Annotated in this window: 17 protein-coding genes; 9 read left to right on the forward strand and 8 right to left on the reverse strand. The window is 61.8% G+C overall.

The window, feature by feature from the left end; translation table 11 throughout:
• The first annotated feature begins 45 nt into the window (after window positions 1-45).
• Window positions 46-1,284, forward strand: a complete 1,239-nt coding sequence (locus AC1U7K_RS08625; RefSeq protein ID WP_480250714.1) for a hypothetical protein — start codon at window positions 46-48, stop codon at window positions 1,282-1,284.
• Window positions 1,281-2,309 (forward strand): low-specificity L-threonine aldolase, encoded by a 1,029-nt coding sequence (ltaE, locus tag AC1U7K_RS08630; RefSeq protein ID WP_480250715.1) that lies wholly within the window; start codon window positions 1,281-1,283, stop codon window positions 2,307-2,309. Before AC1U7K_RS08625 ends, ltaE begins: the two co-directional genes overlap by 4 nt.
• A gap of 13 nt (window positions 2,310-2,322) precedes the next feature.
• Here the strand turns inward: ltaE and AC1U7K_RS08635 are convergent, their stop codons facing one another.
• The 3 genes from AC1U7K_RS08635 to AC1U7K_RS08645 all read right to left on the reverse strand — a co-directional run bounded on the left by AC1U7K_RS08635 (window position 2,323) and on the right by AC1U7K_RS08645 (window position 7,170).
• Window positions 2,323-4,740, reverse strand: coding sequence for a glycoside hydrolase family 65 protein (locus AC1U7K_RS08635; protein ID WP_480250716.1), 2,418 nt, complete (start codon window positions 4,738-4,740; stop codon window positions 2,323-2,325).
• Window positions 4,741-4,788: 48 nt separating this feature from the next.
• Window positions 4,789-5,556, reverse strand: coding sequence for a beta-phosphoglucomutase family hydrolase (locus AC1U7K_RS08640; protein ID WP_480250717.1), 768 nt, complete (start codon window positions 5,554-5,556; stop codon window positions 4,789-4,791).
• A gap of 129 nt (window positions 5,557-5,685) precedes the next feature.
• Complete coding sequence (locus AC1U7K_RS08645) at window positions 5,686-7,170, reverse strand: high affinity choline transporter 1 (RefSeq protein WP_480250718.1); 1,485 nt, start codon at window positions 7,168-7,170, stop codon at window positions 5,686-5,688.
• A gap of 565 nt (window positions 7,171-7,735) precedes the next feature.
• Between AC1U7K_RS08645 and AC1U7K_RS08650 the strand changes: the two genes are divergently transcribed.
• On the forward strand, window positions 7,736-8,926 hold the full coding sequence (locus tag AC1U7K_RS08650; protein ID WP_480250719.1) for a hypothetical protein: 1,191 nt from the start codon (window positions 7,736-7,738) through the stop codon (window positions 8,924-8,926).
• Between the two features lie 8 nt (window positions 8,927-8,934).
• On the opposite strand, the gene AC1U7K_RS08655 is transcribed toward AC1U7K_RS08650, so the two are convergent.
• From AC1U7K_RS08655 to AC1U7K_RS08675, 5 genes are all read right to left on the reverse strand, one after another.
• Complete coding sequence (locus tag AC1U7K_RS08655) at window positions 8,935-9,480, reverse strand: YbhB/YbcL family Raf kinase inhibitor-like protein (RefSeq protein ID WP_480250720.1); 546 nt, start codon at window positions 9,478-9,480, stop codon at window positions 8,935-8,937.
• A 116-nt stretch (window positions 9,481-9,596) separates the two neighbouring features.
• Window positions 9,597-10,547 (reverse strand): NmrA/HSCARG family protein, encoded by a 951-nt coding sequence (locus AC1U7K_RS08660; RefSeq protein WP_480250721.1) that lies wholly within the window; start codon window positions 10,545-10,547, stop codon window positions 9,597-9,599.
• Window positions 10,548-10,695: 148 nt separating this feature from the next.
• A complete protein-coding gene (locus tag AC1U7K_RS08665; protein ID WP_480250723.1) occupies window positions 10,696-11,004 on the reverse strand; it encodes a hypothetical protein in 309 nt (102 codons plus the stop codon).
• A gap of 170 nt (window positions 11,005-11,174) precedes the next feature.
• Window positions 11,175-11,648 (reverse strand): response regulator, encoded by a 474-nt coding sequence (locus AC1U7K_RS08670; protein WP_480250724.1) that lies wholly within the window; start codon window positions 11,646-11,648, stop codon window positions 11,175-11,177.
• Between the two features lie 5 nt (window positions 11,649-11,653).
• Window positions 11,654-11,821 carry a hypothetical protein gene (locus AC1U7K_RS08675; RefSeq protein ID WP_480250725.1) on the reverse strand — a complete coding sequence of 56 codons (168 nt, stop codon included), beginning with the start codon at window positions 11,819-11,821 and terminating at the stop codon, window positions 11,654-11,656.
• 235 nt (window positions 11,822-12,056) lie between these two features.
• Between AC1U7K_RS08675 and AC1U7K_RS08680 the strand changes: the two genes are divergently transcribed.
• The 6 genes from AC1U7K_RS08680 (at window position 12,057) to AC1U7K_RS08705 (ending at window position 18,397) form a co-directional block, all read left to right on the forward strand.
• Window positions 12,057-13,304, forward strand: coding sequence for a DNA polymerase Y family protein (locus AC1U7K_RS08680; RefSeq protein ID WP_480250727.1), 1,248 nt, complete (start codon window positions 12,057-12,059; stop codon window positions 13,302-13,304).
• A 4-nt stretch (window positions 13,305-13,308) separates the two neighbouring features.
• Entirely contained in the window at window positions 13,309-16,356 is a 3,048-nt protein-coding gene (locus tag AC1U7K_RS08685) for a DNA polymerase III subunit alpha (RefSeq protein WP_480250728.1), read from the forward strand.
• Between the two features lie 159 nt (window positions 16,357-16,515).
• On the forward strand, window positions 16,516-17,022 hold the full coding sequence (locus tag AC1U7K_RS08690; RefSeq protein WP_480250730.1) for a hypothetical protein: 507 nt from the start codon (window positions 16,516-16,518) through the stop codon (window positions 17,020-17,022).
• Between the two features lie 23 nt (window positions 17,023-17,045).
• Window positions 17,046-17,486, forward strand: a complete 441-nt coding sequence (locus tag AC1U7K_RS08695; protein WP_480250731.1) for a DUF421 domain-containing protein — start codon at window positions 17,046-17,048, stop codon at window positions 17,484-17,486.
• Between the two features lie 18 nt (window positions 17,487-17,504).
• Complete coding sequence (locus AC1U7K_RS08700) at window positions 17,505-18,161, forward strand: UdgX family uracil-DNA binding protein (RefSeq protein WP_480250732.1); 657 nt, start codon at window positions 17,505-17,507, stop codon at window positions 18,159-18,161.
• Window positions 18,162-18,163: 2 nt separating this feature from the next.
• Window positions 18,164-18,397 (forward strand): isochorismatase family protein, encoded by a 234-nt coding sequence (locus tag AC1U7K_RS08705; RefSeq protein ID WP_480250733.1) that lies wholly within the window; start codon window positions 18,164-18,166, stop codon window positions 18,395-18,397.
• The last annotated feature ends 50 nt before the right edge of the window (window positions 18,398-18,447 follow it).

Genomic DNA, 18,447 nt, shown 5'->3' on the forward strand with positions numbered 1-18,447 from the left:
CCCTTGTTCCCCGTCGCCTTGGTCACTTAGAATGCCTTGGCTGCTATGACGCCGGACGACGCCCGCGCCTACTACAATTACCTGCTCACGCTCTGTATCCGGAAGGAGGAATCGTTCGGGCCGCTCGCCTTCAGCTTTTTGAAAGAGCACGACCTCGAGCGGCTTCGGCTCACGCCGGAAGAGCAGTTCAATCTGTACATGGCGACGGCGGAGGTCTTCGCCGACGAGCCGAAGCGCTACAACCACAAGCTCGAGTGCCTGCAGAAAGCGTCTGCCATCCTTCGGCGCACGTCCTACGACAATCCGGACCTCGCACGGCAACTGCTCCATGAAATTCAAAAAACGTCGGCCGAATGGGAGCTCTACAATGAAGCGATGCGCGCGCCACGCACGGCGGCCGTGCCGCCGGCCGAGAAGCACCGCATCGTCGTCGAGACCGATCTGCCGGACTATTTTCTCGTGACGGCGCAGAAGCGCGCCTCGGCGTACTACCAACAGAAGTTCAAGCTGCCGAAGGACGCGAAGACCGCGCAACATTTTCCCAGCCAGCACCGCAAATTCGAGTCCGACAACCCGAGCGTCCACAAAGAGTTTGCGGGCGCGTGCGCGCCGTTCATGAGCGCCCGAACCGGCGGCTTTCATCTCATGCTGCCGTTCGATCTCAAGATCAGCCGGCGGCCCGACGATCCGTTGGACGCGGGGCTTCGCATCTGGTACGCGAAGATGGGCTATTCGTTTCCGTTGCGGTACGACCTCGGAAAGCTGGTGAGCTATTACGACGACCAGGTCGTCGACGTGGCGTTGGACGACCCGCACTTGCTGTTCGTCTCGGTATCAGAAGTGAAGGAGCGCGAGCTGGGACAGATCGAGCGCCGCATGCCGGACGACGTCCCTCAAGAGATCGGCCTCCCGCGCGCCTTCCTCGATGCCACCGGGACACTTGGCCCCTATGTGCAGGTCGTCTGCAATTTCAAAGTCTGGTTCGATGCCAACGCGGTGGCGCTGCTGATCCAAGGGGCGCCCGACCTACACGAGTACGGCCTCGAAGGCGCGGCCGGCTTGCTCACCCGGACCTACGCCACCGAGAAGATCCACGCGTATGCGCCCTCGTCACGGCAACCCTGGCAGGACGGCCTCAGCTTCAACTTCGTGAACATGCATCTCCAATTGCTGCCGGGCGTTGACACCGCCGTCGTCCCGTACAACACGCCGATCTTCTCCGTGTACCCGACGCTCGGCTGGCAACACTACGCCTTTGCGGACGCGCGGGAGCTGACTCGATGATCGATCTGCGGAGCGACACCGTCACGAGGCCCACCCCGGCGATGCGTGAAGCAATGGCGCGTGCCGAGGTCGGCGACGACGTCTATGGCGAAGATCCAACCGTCAACCGCCTCCAAGACATGGCGGCGGCCCTGCTCGGCAAGGAAGCGGCCCTCTTCGTGCCGACCGGCATCATGGCGAACCAACTGTCGGTGCGGGCGCAGACGAAACCAGGCGACGAAGTGATCATCGAGGGCCGGTCACACATCGTTCGGTACGAGCATGGCGCGGCCGCGGCCCTCGCCGGTGTCCAGCTCCACTGGGTCACGACGGAGCGCGGCATCATGACGCCGGCGCAGGTTGAAGCGGCCATCCGCCCGAAGGATCCTTACAGCCTGTCGACGGCGTTGATCTGTCTTGAGCAGACGCACAACAGCGGCGGGGGCTCGATCTACCCGCTTCACGTCATCCAGCAGATTCACGCCGTCGCGCATCGGCACGGCGTTCCCATGCATTTGGACGGCGCGCGGCTGTTCAATGCAGTCGTGGCGACCGGCGTGCCGGCTGCCGAGTACGCGCGCTCTTTCGACACGGTATCGTTTTGCCTCTCGAAGGGCTTAGGCGCGCCGGTGGGCTCGGTCATCGTGTCGCATCGGCGGACCATCGAACGCATCCGGCCATTGCGGCGAATGTACGGTGGCGGGATGCGGCAGGCCGGGATTCTCGCGGCGGCTGGCATCTATGCCTTGGAACACAACGTCGGCCGCCTGAAGGATGATCATGCCAACGCGAAGCGGCTCGCGCAGGCACTCCAAAAACTCCCAGGTGTCACCGTGAACCCCGAGCATGTCGAGACCAACATTGTAATCTTCGAGGTCGCCGGCACGCGTACGGCGGGAGAGATCGTGAGGGATTTAAAAGCGGCCGGCGTACTCCTTAACGCCGTCGGGCCGCGAAGCTTCCGGGCGGTGACTCATCTCGACGTCTCGGCCGCCGACATTGACAGCGTCGCGGCCATCTTCGAGCGCGTGCTCGCGGGGCGGTAAACCACGGACCGATTCAGACGGCAATCGAGGGGTGCGGCTGTGGGACCGCACCGGCATCCGCCGGTCCGTTCGGCCGTTCCTGCTTGGCAGCGTCCGGCGAAAGATTCACGTGATCATGCTGATGCTGAATCGTGAAGCCGGGTCCCGTGATCAGCGTGTAGGTGGTCGTTGCCGGACGCACGTCCACTTCCAACACTTGAGACCGGTACGTCAAACGGAACCGCAGCCGGTCCAAGCCGGGTGGCAGTTTCGGGCGGAAGGTCAACTCACCGTTTCCGTCGCGCATGCCGGCAAAGCCATAGACGAAAATCATCCACACGCCGCCCATCGACGCGATGTGGCAACCGTCTTTGACGTTGCCGGCGACATCGCCGAGATCCATGAGCGTCGCGACGCGGGCGTACTCCAACGCCTTGGCCATATCCCCGACTTCCGTCGCAATGATGCTTTGGATGCACGGCGACAGCGACGAATCGTTCGTCGTGAGCGGATCGTAAAACTCGAAATTGCGCTTCTTCAGCTCGGGCGAGAACTGATGCCCGAGCAGGAACATGGCCAGCACCACGTCGGCCTGCTTGATCACTTGATGCCGGTAGATGGTCAGCGGATGGTAGAAGAGCAGCAGCGGGTATTTGTCGGACGGGGTATGCTCGAAATCCCACGGCTCTTGCTCTAGGAATTGATCGTCCTGCGGCGTGATGCCCAACTCCTTGTCATACGGAATGTACATGTGGTCCGCCGCCCGCTTCCAGGCTTCGACTTCCCGGAAATCCAAGCCCGTATCGTGCACCAGCGCGGCGAAGCGCTCGGGATCACGATCTCGCAAACGTTCCACCGTGGCCGCCGCATAGCGGAAATGTTCGCGCGCCATCAAATTCGTATAGGCGTTGTTGTCGACCACCGTATTGTATTCGTCCGGGCCCGTGACCCCGTGGATGCAGAACTGACCGCCTCGGCGTGGCGAGTAGAAGCCGAGGTTGCACCACAGGCGGGCGGTCTCGACCAGCACCTCGACGCCCTCGTGGAACAGGAACTCCTCGTCGCCGGTGGCCTGTACGTATTTGTTCAACGCGTACATGATGTCCGCGTTGATGTGATACTGCGCGGTCCCTGCCGCAAAATACGCCGACGCTTCTTCGCCGTTGATCGTTCGCCAGGGGTACATGGCACCCGGATGGTTCAACTGCCGTGCGCGTGCACGTGCATGGTCCAGCATGCCGTATCGGAACCGAAGGAGATTTTTCGCCGCGCGCGGCCGCGTGTAGATGAGGAACGGAAGGACGTAAATCTCCGTGTCCCAAAAATAATGCCCCTCATAGGCCTGCCCGGTCAGGCCTTTGGCCGGAACGCCGGTGTTTTCGGCGCGCGCGGAGGCTTGCAAGACGTGAAAGAGATTGAAGCGAATCGCCTGTTGCACGGCGGCCTGTGACGCGCGCACATGGTGAGGGTCCACGGTCACCTGAATGTCGCTCTTCTGCCAAAACTCCTGCATGTACTGCTCCTGACTGTTCAGGAGGCTTGCAAAGCCGTCCGCGACACCGCGGTCGATGGTGCGCTCGACCCTTGCGCACATTTCCTGGGGCGGCGCCGTGTGGCTCGTATGATAGGCCATGTACTTGATCAGCGTAATCGGGCGGCCGGGCTCGGCATCGACGCTGACGACCACCTGCCCCGCATCTTCGGTGTGGTGCGTTTCCCAGTTCGAACTGCACGGCGTCTCCAGCACGTGGTCGATTGCACAGGAGAGGATCATTCGGCTCTTCTCCGTGGCATGGCACAGCACGATGCGTTGGCCCTTCGCGTAACTCATCCGTGGGTGCAGCACCTTCCCATGGAAATACTTGGCCTGCCTTGGATCGTGACTGTTGCGTTGCGGCGCCGGCTCGTTCGCGATCATCTCCGATGAAATGACGACCGGAGCGGCGGCATTCAGCACCGTGACCTGATAGAAGATCGCGGCCAAGTGACGATGCTCGAACGAGATGAGCCGCCGTGACTTGATCAGCACGTGCTTGCCGCCCGGCGTTTCCCACAAAATCTCACGGTCCAGCGTGCCGGACTTCATGTTCAATCGGCGGTCGAAACGCAGGACATGGGCATGCGCCAGCCAAAAGGGCTCGTCATCGACGTAGAGCTTGACGATTTTCGTATCCGTCACATTGACGATGGTCTGGCCGGTTTGCGCCAATCCATACGCCTCTTCCGGATAGAGGATCGGCCAGGCTTCATAAAACCCATTGATGAAGGTGCCGTTCTGCCCGATGGGCCCTCCTTCCTCGAAGCACCCCCGCATGCCGAGGTAGCCGTTGCCGAGCGCGAACATCGTCTCGCCCTGCTCGAGCAGACTTGGCATGTATTGCTTCTCGACGACGTTCCACTCGTCCGGTGGATAGATGTGCGGAGCGGGACGGAAGCGTGGGTGATGGATCATAATCCTTCAGGCTGTGATGGTGACCGGCCGGGCCACCTGCGACCGCTGCTAGGCGGCTTGGCTCGGTAGCAATTCCGCAAGGTCTTCAACAACGATGTCGGCCCCGTGTTGACGTAGCGCGTCCGCCTGTCGGCGGCGATCAAGGCCAACGACAAGGCCGAAGCCACCGGCGCGGCCGGCCGCGACCCCTGCCTGTGCATCTTCAATCACGATGGCGCGCAGCGGCGATACATCCAGCCGCCGCGCCGCTTCCAGAAAGGTATCGGGCGCCGGTTTGCCGGCGAGATGCAGTCGGTCGATCTCCACGCCATCGACGCGGGCATCGAAGAGCGACAGCAAGCCGGCCGTCTCAAGAATATCCGCGCAGTGACGGCTCGAGGAGACGACCGCCGTCTTCATTCCGAGCTCCTTCACCAGTCGGAGGTAGCGGACCGTGCTTGGATAGACTTCGACCCCGACCTCGCGGAGTGCCGTTTCGAAGTACTGATCCTTCTTGTTGCCCAAGCCACAGACCGTCTCGCGATGGGGCTCATCGGCGGGTGTTCCCCACGGCAAGGAAATCCCGCGCGACTCCAAGAAGCTCTTCACGCCGTCGTACCGCGGCTTGCCGTCGACGTACACGCGATAGTCCTCTTCGATATCGAAGGGCCGGCAGTCGATGGGGAGCTCGCTCCTGCAGCGAGACAAGAAATCATCGAACAACCGCTTCCACGCCGCGGCATGGACCGCCGCGGTCTTCGTAATGACACCGTCGAGGTCGAACAGAACCGCATGAAACCGCGTGGTGTCGGCGATCGCCGGCATCGTGACGCTCATGATCTTTCACAGGCAAGTCTGACGCCAGTCTGTCGCGGCTTAGATCGTTCTCGCTATCGGACAACCAGAACGGAATTGTAGGGCTCGGTCGAATGCCGCGACAACGACAGATGGTCTTCGAGGAGGGACTTACTCCGCACTCGTGGTCACGCGCATGGGCTGGGGCGCGGGAGGCAAGGAAGAAGGAAACCGCTCGTCGAGCACGGGCCGGCCCTGCCAGTTTGGCATCAATGAGCCGATGAGCATGCCGGCTCCGGCAACAAGGAACCCGACGAGCTGAGGCGGCCAGACGGAATCTTGCGGCACAAGCAGTTCGAGCGTGATCCACGTCGTGAGTCCGCCCCCGATCGCCAACACGGCACCTTGGATGCTCGCGCGTTTCCAATACAAGCCGGCCGCCAGCGGGACAAAGGCGGCGACGAGCGTGATCTTATACGAGTTCTCGACCATCTTGAAGATGCTGGCATTCGTGTTCAACGCAAAAGCCAGCACGATACAGGTGAAGCCGACCATGACGGTGCGCATCGTACGCAAGAACAGTCGATCGGACATCTGGGGAAACATACTCTTTATGATGTTTTCACTGAACGCCACCGAGGGCGCCAACAACGTCGCCGAGGAGCAACTCATGATCGCGGAGAGCACGGCTCCGAAAAAGATGATCTGCGCGGGGATCGGTGTGTAGTGCAGAATCAGGGTCGGTAAGATGAGCTGCGAATCTTGCTGAAGCAAGCCCGTGAATTTCGAGGGATCGACCAGCATGGCGGAATACGCCAGAAACATCGGCACGAACGCGAAGAGGAAGTAGAGACTGCCGCCGAGCACCGAGCCCCGTATGGCCGTGCGTTCGTCCTTGGCGGAGGTGATCCGTTGGAAGACATCCTGCTGTGGGATGGAGCCCAACATCATGGTGAGCCAGGCGCCGATGAACGGAATCCAGGCCCGGGTGCCACCATTCGGGAAGAAGTCGAGCTTGCCCGCCTCGGCCGCATGGTGAAGCACCACGCCGATTCCGCCCGTGAGCCCGCTGATGACCGACGCGATGTAGATCATCCCGCTCATGATGACCGTGATCTGTACGAAATCGAGAATCGCAACCGAGAACATCCCGCCCAAGGTCGTATACGTGAGAACGATCGCCGCGCCCAACACCATGCCCAACGGTTGGCTGACCGCACCATCGGTGACCATCGAGAAGACGAGCCCCAGCGCCTTGATCTGCGCGGAAACCCAGCCCAAGTACGAGATGACGATGCACAGCGTACAGAGGACTTCAACCGTTCGGTTGTAGCGCAGGCGATAGTAGTCGCCGATCGTCAGGAGATTCAGCCGGTAGAAGCGGCTGGCGAACAACAGCCCCGCGAGGATCAAACAGAGGCTCGAGCCGAACGGATCCGCGACGACGCCTCGGAGCCCGTCCTTTACGAACGTCGCCGAGATGCCGAGCACCGTCTCGGCACCGAACCACGTGGCGAAGACCGTCGCGGTCACGACGGGCAACGGCAGGCACCGCCCCGCAACCGCGAAGTCCTTTGTGGTGTGGACGCGGGTTGCCGCGTACAAACCAATCCCGACCGAGACGAGGAGGTAGAGGATGACGAAGCCAAGGATCATGGGTTCGCCAATGCGACGGATGAGGCTAAGACGGTCTTATGGCCATTCCGTAAGAAGTATAGATGATGACGAAGAGAAAGCCGGGCGGATTCTAACGGGGGCCGATCGAGAAGGCAACATCCTCGTTTTGGCGCGACAGGAACCGCGCGGTGAACCACCTGCGGGCCGGGACGCGCCAGAGTTGTGGCCAACGGCGACATTCAAGAAATAGAGTCGCGGAGCGACGCCGCTTCCGGGGCTCGGCCGCCATGACCCGTTGGTAGGTCTGGCGCGCCACGGTAGATGGTTGTTCACCGCGCGGTTCCTGTCGCGCCAAAGACGGCGTCCAACGGAGTCGCACATCTTCTCTCCCTTGTCGCCACTCGGACAACGGGCATTCCCTTACACATTTCTTCTCCGATGGTCCACTTATGGCGGGCGGGCTTGACGCTGCACGATCCATCCCACGACGGTGTCACGACTGGGTCATCACAGCGTTCCCAACCGCCACGTGCAGTGCCTCCTTTTCCTCTTCACGTCTCTTCTCTTCGCATCACCAGTCTCCGGGGAAGAACCGCGCACCCCCGTGGCCGGCGAAGCATTTCATACCGAAGTCTTCGGCGAACCCGTGTTCGTGCCTGGCCGAGACCGACGGCAGGTCACGGCGGTGAACTTCGGCGTCATGTGGATTCCCAACGGCCCGACGTTTTTGGAAGTCCTGCCCTTCGGGTCGCTGTATCTGTGGCGAAACTGGGACGACGGCCATCACCGCCTACGCGCGACGATTGCGGCGGCCGTGAACGATATCAATTACAACATCGGCTCCCACGAGTTGAAAGGCCTGGAGCTCGTCTTCACGTTCGACAATATGATCATCCCGCTCGGCCGGTCGGAATACGTCGAGGGGCAGCGGATCGAACCGGTCGAAGTGGAGTGGAACTATGTGTATGCCGGTTTGGGTCTCGGTTATCGGCGACTGCTCGCGCCTTGGCATCAGGACAACGCCGCGGAAATTACCCTGACCTACGAACCCGGATACCGATGGTTCCAGCGCACCCGCGGGACTTCGCCCAATTTCATCGTCCCGTCGGATACGTATGAAGGGCGGGCACACCTGCGCCTTCGCGTGGATACGTTGGAGCGGAACGTGATGGAATTGCCGCACCGCGGCTACGCGTTCGGAGGCGACCTGATCTACGCCCATCGGTCCCATTGGGAACCGTGGGGCGGCGTGGCCTTCCCATCTCCGGACGTGCACAAGGAAAAGGACTACCTGGCTGCCAGCGCTTATGCCGTGGCGGCGGGAGGCGTGCCGTTTGTCGCGAGCGAGCGCCACCGGGTCATTGCGACGGGGTATGTCGCAACGGGCAGGAACCTGGACCGCTTTTCAGCGTTTCGCCTGCCCGGCCGTCCCACCGGCTATGAGTGGGAGGCCCTTTCGCTCCCGTTGATGCCGGCGGTGGCCTTCAACGAATTATTCCCGCGCCGCTACTACATTGCCAATGTCCAGTACCGATACGAGGCCCTGTTTTTCCTGTATCCGTACATCCGTGGGACGTTTGGGGTCGTGGACCGTCCGCGGTTCGGCCCGGATGGTGAGATCCGCTTTCAAATGGACGCACTGCCGGCGATCAGCGGCGGGGTGATCAGCGGCGCGCCGTGGCGCTCACAGATCGAACTGAACTATAGCTACAACTTTGGCATCTTCCGCGACCCTGGCGGTCACATCACGGAAGGAGGCCACGGGTTCTTTGCCATGTGGTCGAAGGAACTGTGATGGCGCTGTTATCGACCATAGGTCGCAGTCAGCGTCCCTTTGGCTAATGCGTTCTGATTGAGATAAAAGCCCACCATCGCGCCCGACGCCTCTTGCTTGAGCGGAAGCTGATCGACCTTCAAGGCGTAGACGGTAAAGATGTACCGGTGCGGCTTGTCGCCCGGAGGTGGACACGGTCCGCCGTACCCGGGTTGGCCGAAATCGGTCATGCTCTGAATACTCCCGGGCGGAGTCGCGCTGCTGTCCGGCTTGCCGGCCCCGGCCGGCAATGTGTGGACGCCAGGCGGGATGTTGAAGATCACCCAGTGCCACCAGCCGCTTCCGCTCGGCGCGTCGGGATCGTAGACGGTCACCGCGAAGCTTTTCGTATCCTTGGGCGCGTGCTCCCAATGGAGCTCGGGCGAGACGTTCCCGCCCTTACAGCCGAATCCGTTGAAGACCTGCTCGTTCCCGATAGTGCCTTTGTCCTTGATCGTCGGACTCGTGAGATGAAACTCTGCTGCGAAGCCGGAGGAGACGACCGATACAAGAAAGATAACGGCTAACGACCACATCACTCACCTCCTGTCTCTATGCCCGGGGCTCTGCAGCGGGCTCTTCAACACGTGTCCCAACAAAACTCCAAAGGGAAGGAGGTCGTGAACTTGCCGGCCGCCCTCAGGAGGCTGGTTTACGTCAGTGGGATCCGAGTCTTGTTCCGTGCCAGCCACGTGTCGAAGTCTTGCAACTCTGGATTGAGCCTGCGGGCGATCTTCGGATCGCGCGCGCCACAAAAGATCTCCTGAAAATCGCGTTTGAACTGAAACATGTTGCCGAGATCGTCGGCACCGGGAAAGCCGAAGGTGCGATACACCTCAGGCGTCACGGCGTGGTACCGGACCTCTTGACCGAGTGCGTGGCTGAGCTTTGCGGCCATTTCAGCGCTGGTCAACTGTTCGCCGGCGATCCCCACGGTCTTTCCGACATAGTCGTTCCCCTGTTTAAAAATGCCGAACGCGCATTTCCCGATATCCTCCACCGCGATGCCGGGCAACTTCTTATCGTCCATCGGCAAGGTGATGGTGAGCTTGCCATCCGCTCCTTTCTTCGGACCCATCCCGAAGTAGATGAAATTCTCCCAATAGAACGACGTGAGCAAAAACGTGGTTGGGACGCTGAGCTGCCTGAAGAACTGATCCGCTTCGCCCTTCGCGTCGAAATGCGGGACCTTGTATTTGCCCATCAGCGTCGGCATCCGAGTGTCCGCGAGTGGCACCCACCGTCGGGTGTCCTCCAGCGTTGACCAGATCACGTGAGACACGCCGGTCTCCTTCGCAGCCTCGGCCATTGCGTTCGCCTGCGCCAACTCACGTTCGGGAGAAAAATGCTCCCAGTAATTGGTCACGCAAAAGGCCCCGCCCGCTCCTGCAAACGCTTTTTTGATGGTTGCACGATCATCGAGGTTCGCCGCAACGATTTCGACACCCGACGACGCCAGTTCCTTCGCCTTGGTAGAGTTCACGTCCCGTGTCAAGGCGCGCACGCTGAACCGGCCGCTCTTGTCCGCGAGAATCGCACGGACGAGTCCTCCACCCTGCATGCCCGTTGCCCCAACGACGGCAATGATTGTCCGTTGTGCCATCACGCCCCCGATCCGTGAAGGCTAATCGCTAACACAGCCGAAGTGACGAGAACAAGACGAAAGGAATTGCGTACTGAAGGAGAGAATGAGCTTGCGAAACAAGTGAAGGACGCCTTGGCCCTCGAAGAGGAGGACCAAGGCGTGACCGCTACTGACCGCCTCCGGTCTTCCCCGTCTTTCCTTGTTTGCTCGCCTTCGGCGCTTCGTCATGTGGACCGAGATGGCTGTCCCGGCCACCGGTGAGATCGGCGCCCGTGTTCGTCTGCGGCGACATCGATTGTTGATTGACCAATTCTTGACCCTGCTGGGTCTTATCCGACCGCTGCTGTTGAAACGCCTGCCGCTCTCCCGCACCGCTGCGCCCGCCGCCGCTCGGTTCCGCGGCGAAGCTCGGTGTGGAAAAGGCACACGCAGCAATCAAGGAGCAGAAGGCCGTCGCTTGTAGGAACCGGCTCATGCATTCCTCCTTCGAAAAAATAATCACGAGCCTACACCCCAACGTGGCGCTTCGTCTGTCAGTCGTCATTGCGTTTCAGATACCGAGTTGGGGATGGTGGAAGGCCGGTGGGTGTGAGCCGCCGGATGAAGGCCTAGGCAATCATCGAAGAAGAGAGGCGCGGTGACGTTTTAAGACAGGCTGGACGATGGAGAGGTCACGGCTTCCGCAGCCCGGGCGAGAAGCGTTTTCAGATCGAAGGGCTTCCGGAGAATTTGGCACCCATATTGGTAGGCTCCCAGTCTTTGCAGCCGCTCGTCAGAATACCCCGAGATCAACAAGGTGCGGAGCGAAGGGCGGAGAGCGACCAACTCACGGACGAGCTCAAGGCCGTTCGCAACGCCTTTCACGTCACCGCCTCGCCGGGCCACTTCCTCCGGCACTAACCCCACGTCGCTGATCAACAGATCGATCTGACCGCCATAGGTGCGACACAGATGCAGGGCATCCGTCCCGTTGGCCGCAAGAAGAATGTGCCATCCGTTCGCGCGCAGACCGTTGGCCAGGATCAATCGAATGGACGGGTGATCATCAACCAAGAGAATCGTCCGCTGCTGTGGCAGGGTCTCCGTCCGGCTTGCGACGTCACCTTCACGTTTTTCCATGATCGTCAGACCTTCCCTTTCGTTTTTGATTGAAACCCGCACGAGCGGCAGACCGTGTAGCCGGTCAAGGTCCCGGCAAACCCGACCTCCTGCTCCACATCACGGTGGGGGCAGGGCAAATCACCCAGGTGCTTCCAAAGCTGTCGTAGGCCTTCGGCGACGCTTTCCTTCACAGACACCTCCTCGGCTGACAGCGAGATGTGTTGCTAAAAGATAACAGGCGTGGCGTCCCGGCCAATAGGGCAGAAGTCGTACGCCCATCGCGAATGAAACATGGAGGAACGAGAGGGAAAGCGGCTAAGGCGCGCCTCTGAACACCTCAGCGTCAGGGCGATTAAATATCGAGCTTCAATTGAAGATATTGAGCAATGTGTTTGCTCATACGATCTTTTCAACTATTGACACCCCATGCATTCGCATGTAACCATTGGATACATGCGATCGATCGCCTCCCTGGAAATCCCGTCGTTCACAATCGCCGTCTTGCGGCGATATGATCCCTCGCTTCGCCATCGTCCAATCGGGATTATCTCCCCAGACGCACCGACACGGCTTCGGGTGGTCTCCGAGGAAGCCTCGGCGGACGGCGTTCGTCCCCGCATGCCGATCGACTTGGCCCGGCGGCTCTGCCCGTCACTTCGTCTCGTCACGCCTCCGCCCGACCGGATCGCGACCGCTCAGGAAATGGTCCAAGCCGTTGTTCGACGATTTGCCCCGGTCTGGGAGCCGGTTCACCCCGGTCATGTCTTCCTGGACTTGACCGGCACGCAGCGGCTCCTCGGGCCGTCGATCGACACGGCGGCGCGGATCGAACGCGAAATCCAACGCGACCATGGCTTACCCGCAGTCGTCGGTCTCAGCACGAACAAGCTCGTCTCACACGCCGCCGCGGGGATCATCGGCCCTTCCCACCTCTGCGAAGTCCGGCCCGGTGAGGAACAGGCATTCCTCGATCCGTTACCGGTGACGGCCCTCGATCGCTGTCTCGAAGCACTCTCGCCGCACACGCGCGAATTACTGACCGATCTCAACCTTCGCACACTCGGAGCCATCGCCGCCGTTCCCCTCCCCCACCTCGAATTGGTCCTTGGGCGTACGGCCGTCGTCCTGCACGAATGGTCGCACGGCATCGATCGTTCGCCGGTGCTTCCTCTCCTCAAGCAGCCGTCGGTCGAAGAGTCTGTCACGCTCATGCCCGTAGAGGTCGATGCGCATCGGCTTCGGGACAGCGTGTATGGCTTGATCGACCGAATCTGTAGGGTGTTGCGAGCGCGAAGTTGCGGATGCGGTCGCTTGCGGCTGATGCTTCGATACGCCGATCAGATGGAAGTGCGGAAGCGTCAGACGGTCGCCCCGCCGAGTGCCTGGGAATCCGAGCTGTATGGTCAGGCGACCGCGTTGTGGGAACGGGCATGCCGGCGCCGCGTTGCGGTTCACCAAATCACGCTCGCCGCCGAGGCGCTCGTCCCCATCGATGCACGACCGGACCGCCAGCTCTCGCTGTTCGAGGATCATGACGTCACCGCCGGACAAGATCGCCGGCAACGATTGGCACAGGCACTCGACCACCTTCACTCTCGATTCGGCGAACGCGCGATCCGCTGGGCACGATCATCGGCCTGCCCGCCACCTCGAGCCCGCCGTCACCGACCGTGATGCGATGGCCTCATTCACCCACCTGCACGTTCATTCGGAGTATTCGCCGATGCGCGGGGTCTCGACGATCGAGTCGCTGTGTGCCGCGATCCGCGCCCAAGGCGGGAGGACGCTTGCACTCACCGATACGAACGGCCTGTACGGAGCCATCCGGTTTCTCGAGCTTGCGCGTCAGTATGAGTTGAATCCGATCCTCGGCGCGGAACTCACGACGGACACACATCGCGCGCTTCTGCTCGTCAAAACCTTGGACGGCTATGCGAATCTCTGCCGGTTGTTGTCCGCGCGGCACACCGATCCGGCCTTTGATCCGATCGACGCCGTCGCACGCTTCCGCGACGGCTTGATCGTGCTGACCGACGACGAGCGAGCGCTCGCGAGCTGGATGCAGCACTCGAAGGAAGACCTCTATGTCGAACTGACACCCGGATCGGAGATGCACCGCGCGGTGGCGTGCGCCCGCGGGCTCAGCCTCCCGCCGGTCGCCACGAACCGCGTGCACTTCATTCACCCGCAAGAATTCACCGTTCATCGCCTCCTGCGCGCCATCGCGCTCAACACGACCTTGTCGCGCCTCTCACCCGAGGCCTCCTGCGCACCCACGCACTGGCTCATGCCGCGCGCGCGACTCGAGCGCGCGTTCCCTCATATCCCGGAGGCGCTTGACAACACCATCCGAATCGCGGAAGCGTGCCGCACCGACTGGCGATTCGGCGAGACGATCTTTCCCACGTTTCGCCGGCTCTCCGATCACGACGCGTTTTTCGTGTTGCGGGAGAAGGCCTATGAAGGAGCGAGGCGGCGATACGGCACGGTGACTCGAGCCGTCCGCGATCGTCTCGAATGCGAATTGCACGTGATCCGCGACAAATCGTTCGCCCATTATTTTTTGATCGTCGAGGAGATCGTCCGGCAAGCGCCGCGAACGTGCGGCCGCGGGTCGGTGGCCGCCTCGATCGTCTCCTACTGCCTGGAGATCACCCACGTCGATCCGCTTCGTCATCATTTGTTTTTCGAGCGCTTCTTGAACCCCGGCCGGAAGGATCCGCCGGATATCGACATTGATTTTCCCTGGGACGAGCGCGATGCGCTCATCAAACGGGTCTTCAAGCAGTACGGGGGCGAGCGGGCTGCGATGGTTGCCAACCACAACACACTGGGCCTCCGTGCGGCGATTCGCGAGGTCGCCAAAGTGTACGGGCTTCCGGCCGAGCATATCGGCCGCGTCTCCGCACTCGTCATGCGGCGGAAGGATTTTCTCTGGTTCGAGCGACAAGCGACGGCGGCGCAATGGGCCGCCCGCCTCGCGACCGACCTGCGCCTCGACGCCCCGTGGGCGGACATCCTGACCGCGGCCGTGTCGGTGCAAGGGCACCTGCGCCACCTCTCGGTGCACTGCGGCGGCATTGTGATCGTGCCGGAGGAGCTCCGTCGGTACGTGCCCGTCGAAGTCGCGGCGAAAGGCGTGCCGGTCATTCAATGGGAAAAGGACCAGACGGAGGAAGCGGGCCTCGTCAAAATCGACCTGCTGGGGAACCGCTCGCTCGCCGTGATCCGCGACGCACTCGCCGCCATCGAGCAGAACACCGGCCGGCGCATCGACTACGCCGCCTGGGACCCGCTCCACGACCCGGCCACGTGCGACCTGATCCGCCGCGGCGAGACCATCGGCTGCTTCTACATCGAATCACCCGCCACCCGCTTGCTGCTCAAAAAATTGTGGGACGGCATGCCGGCCGAGCAACGGGCGGCCGCCGACGTCTTCGAATACCTCGTGATGGTCTCCTCGCTCGTGCGGCCGGCCACCAACCATTTCGTCGATGACTTCATCCGCCGCGCGCACGGCGAGCCGTATCGGCCCCTTCACCCGCTGGTCGAGTCGATCCTCGAGGAGACTCACGGCATCATGGTGTATCAAGAAGACGTGACGAAGGTCGCGATGGCGCTCGCCGATTTTTCGCTCGAGGACGCCGACCAACTCCGCAAGGTGCTGAGCAAGAAGCACAAGGAGCGGCAGCTTCGCGATTACCATGCCCAGTTTTGTCGCGGGGCGGCGAAGAACGGGGTGGTGCCGGCGACGATCGCGCGCATCTGGGACATGATCATGAGTTTCGCCGGCTACAGCTTCTGTAAGCCGCATTCGGCGAGCTATGCGCAGGTGTCGTTCAAGTGCGCCTATCTCCGCGCACACTACCCGGCCGAGTTTCTCGCCTCGGTGATCAGCAATGAAGGCGGCTTTTACTCGACCTTCGCCTATCTGTCGGAGGCCCGGCGCATGGGGCTCACGATTCTGCCGCCGGACGTCAACGCGAGCGACCGGGCATACACCGGCGCGGGCCGCACGATCCGCGTCGGCTTGATGCAGGTCACGTCACTGCGCCGGACCACCGTCGACCGCCTGACCGAAACACGGGATGCCGGCGGGCCCTTCCGCTCGTTTCACGACTTTCTCGATCGCGTCAAGCCGGACCGCGCGGAAGCGCGCATGTTGGTGAAGGCCGGCTGCTGCGACTCGATCGCAGGCGATCTCACGCGGCCCGCCCTGCTGTGGCGACTCTATGCGGGGCCGCAATCGACAACGGCCCTGCCCGTTCCCGAGGACTATTCGCGTGAACAGCAACTCGCGGACGAGATCGAGACGCTCGGCTTCGTCCTCCGGTGCCATCCGCTCGAGTTGTATACGGACCGGGCCCGGCGCGGAATCGTCGACGGCCGTGATCTACCTCGGTACATCGGACGGCGTGTGGCCCTGCTCGGCTGGTTGATCACCGAGAAATTCGCCGAGACCAAGGACGGCCATCCGATGGAGTTCGCGACCTTCGAGGACCTCACGGCACTCTACGACGTGACGATCTTCCCCGACGCCTATCGACGTTTCTGTCATCGCCTCGCGTCGAATCGCGCCTATCTGCTCCACGGTCTCGTGGAGCAGCAGTTTTCAGTCGTCACGGTGACCCTGCACGAGTTGTACGATCTCGGCGCGCCGCCCGTCGCTGCCGAGCAGGACCGCCCTCCGACGCTTCAGTACTTCGATTTGAATCCCACCGCTTAGCGCGTCACAGCCCGCTGATGGCGCGGCCCCTCAGGCGCTCCTGCTGTAGACATGCGCCCGATAAGGACCTTACTCATCAGCCGACCGGGCTCCGGGGTTGATCTCCTATCGGCGCTGTACGCGACACGAGAGTACAGTCACAACAGGATACGCACCGCCATGCCGCTCGATGGACGAGACTGTGATGCGTTGATCGGCACCGACATGGACACGCAGAGGAGGCTCTGGACGTTCCAACGCGCGGGCTGGATCGGCATGGCGGTCATCGTCCTCCTCGGACTCACCGGTTTCTTTGGAAACGGCCCGATCAGCCGCGTCACACGGGCCACGCCGGAAGGCGACGCGTCGATCGACTATGACCGCTTCGTCCGATATGACTCCGTCAGCCGTCTTCGCCTCCACATCCCCGTAAAGGCCGGCGATCCCATCGGCATTTTCGTCAGCCAAGGATACCTGGATCGGATCGCGATCACCCAGGTGACGCCCCATCCTGAGACGGTCGACGCGCAGCCCGACGGCGTGATCTTTCACTTCCATCCCGGGAGGCCGGGTGCCGCCGCGACGGTGATCTTCGATTTCAAGCCGAATACGGTGGGCACACTGACGGGGAACATCGGCGTACCAGGCACCGCGCTCTTTGCCGTGCAGCAGTTCAGCTATCCGTAAGCGCACTCAACGGCGAGGCTTGTATGGAATCCGTTCTTCGCGCGACGATGGTGTTCGTCATCCTGCTGATCGTGTTCCGCATCGCCGGGCGACGGACGCTCGCGGAGTTGACCCCCTTCGACTTCGTCCTGCTGCTCATCATCAGCGAGGCGACGCAAAACGCGATGATCGGAAATGATTACTCGATCATCAATGGCATGCTGGTGGTGGTGACGTTGGTCGGGCTCGACATTCTGCTGTCGCTTGCAAAAGCCCGGTGGCCCCGGCTGGAGCATTGGCTCGACGGCCGGCCGATGGTGCTGGTGGACCACGGCCACCCGCTCAAGGACCGGATGAAGCGATCACGGGTCGATGAAGAAGACATGCTCGCCTCCGCGAGGATGCTCCACGGCTTGGAGCGCATGGAACAGATCAAGTACGCGGTCCTCGAAGTCAACGGCGGCATTTCCATCATCCCCAAGTAGGTCTTCGCGGCGATCACGATGGCACAACGCAATCATCCGGACCGCTCAGCGGCCGATTTCATCCCCGTGCACCCAACCCTGGCGGCGCTGCGCAATGCCGCCAAGGACTGCACCGGCTGCGATCTGTACGAGCGCGCGACCCAAACGGTGTTCGGCGAAGGGGCCGCTCACGCGCAGGTCGTGTTCGTCGGCGAGCAACCGGGCGATCAGGAAGACGTGGCGGGCCATCCCTTCGTCGGGCCTGCCGGCCGCATACTCGATAAAGCGTTCACGGAAGCGGGAATTGCGCGAACCGAGGTCTACGTGACCAACGCAGTCAAACACTTCAAATGGGAGCCGCAAGGCAAACGGCGCAAGCACAAGCGGCCCTCGGCGGCGGAAGTCGCGGCCTGTCGGCCGTGGTTGCTCGCGGAACTCGATGTCGTAAAACCGGCCGTCGTCGTCTGCCTCGGCGTCACGGCCGCCCAATCGATGCTCGGAAAAGCCGTCAGATTGAATGAGACGCGCGGCCGCTTCCTTCGGTCCCCCTCGGGAAGGGAGATCTTTGTCACGGTCCACCCCTCATCCATCCTCCGCCATCCGGAACGCGCGCAACAGGAGGCGGAATACAAGCGACTGGTCGCTGATTTGAAAATGGTCGCCGAGCGCGTGCACCGGCCAAGAGGCGCAGCATAACCATGCCGACCGATGCCGACGGGGACTTGCATGGCAACGTCCCGGACAAGGCCCACACCGCGCTCCTGATCATCGACATGATCAGCGACTTTGCCTTCCCGGGCGCGGAGGCGATGGTGCCGGCGGCGTTCGAGGCGGCGCGGCGGATCCAGACACTCAAGCAGCGGATGAAGGCGCGCGGCATCCCGACGATTTACGTGAACGACAATTTCGGGAAATGGCAATCGGATTGGTGATTGATAATTCTTGGGCCAAGGCTTCTTTTCATTAGGTGGAATAGCCAATC

It is taken from the genome of Nitrospira sp. Vd2 (assembly GCF_979581665.1).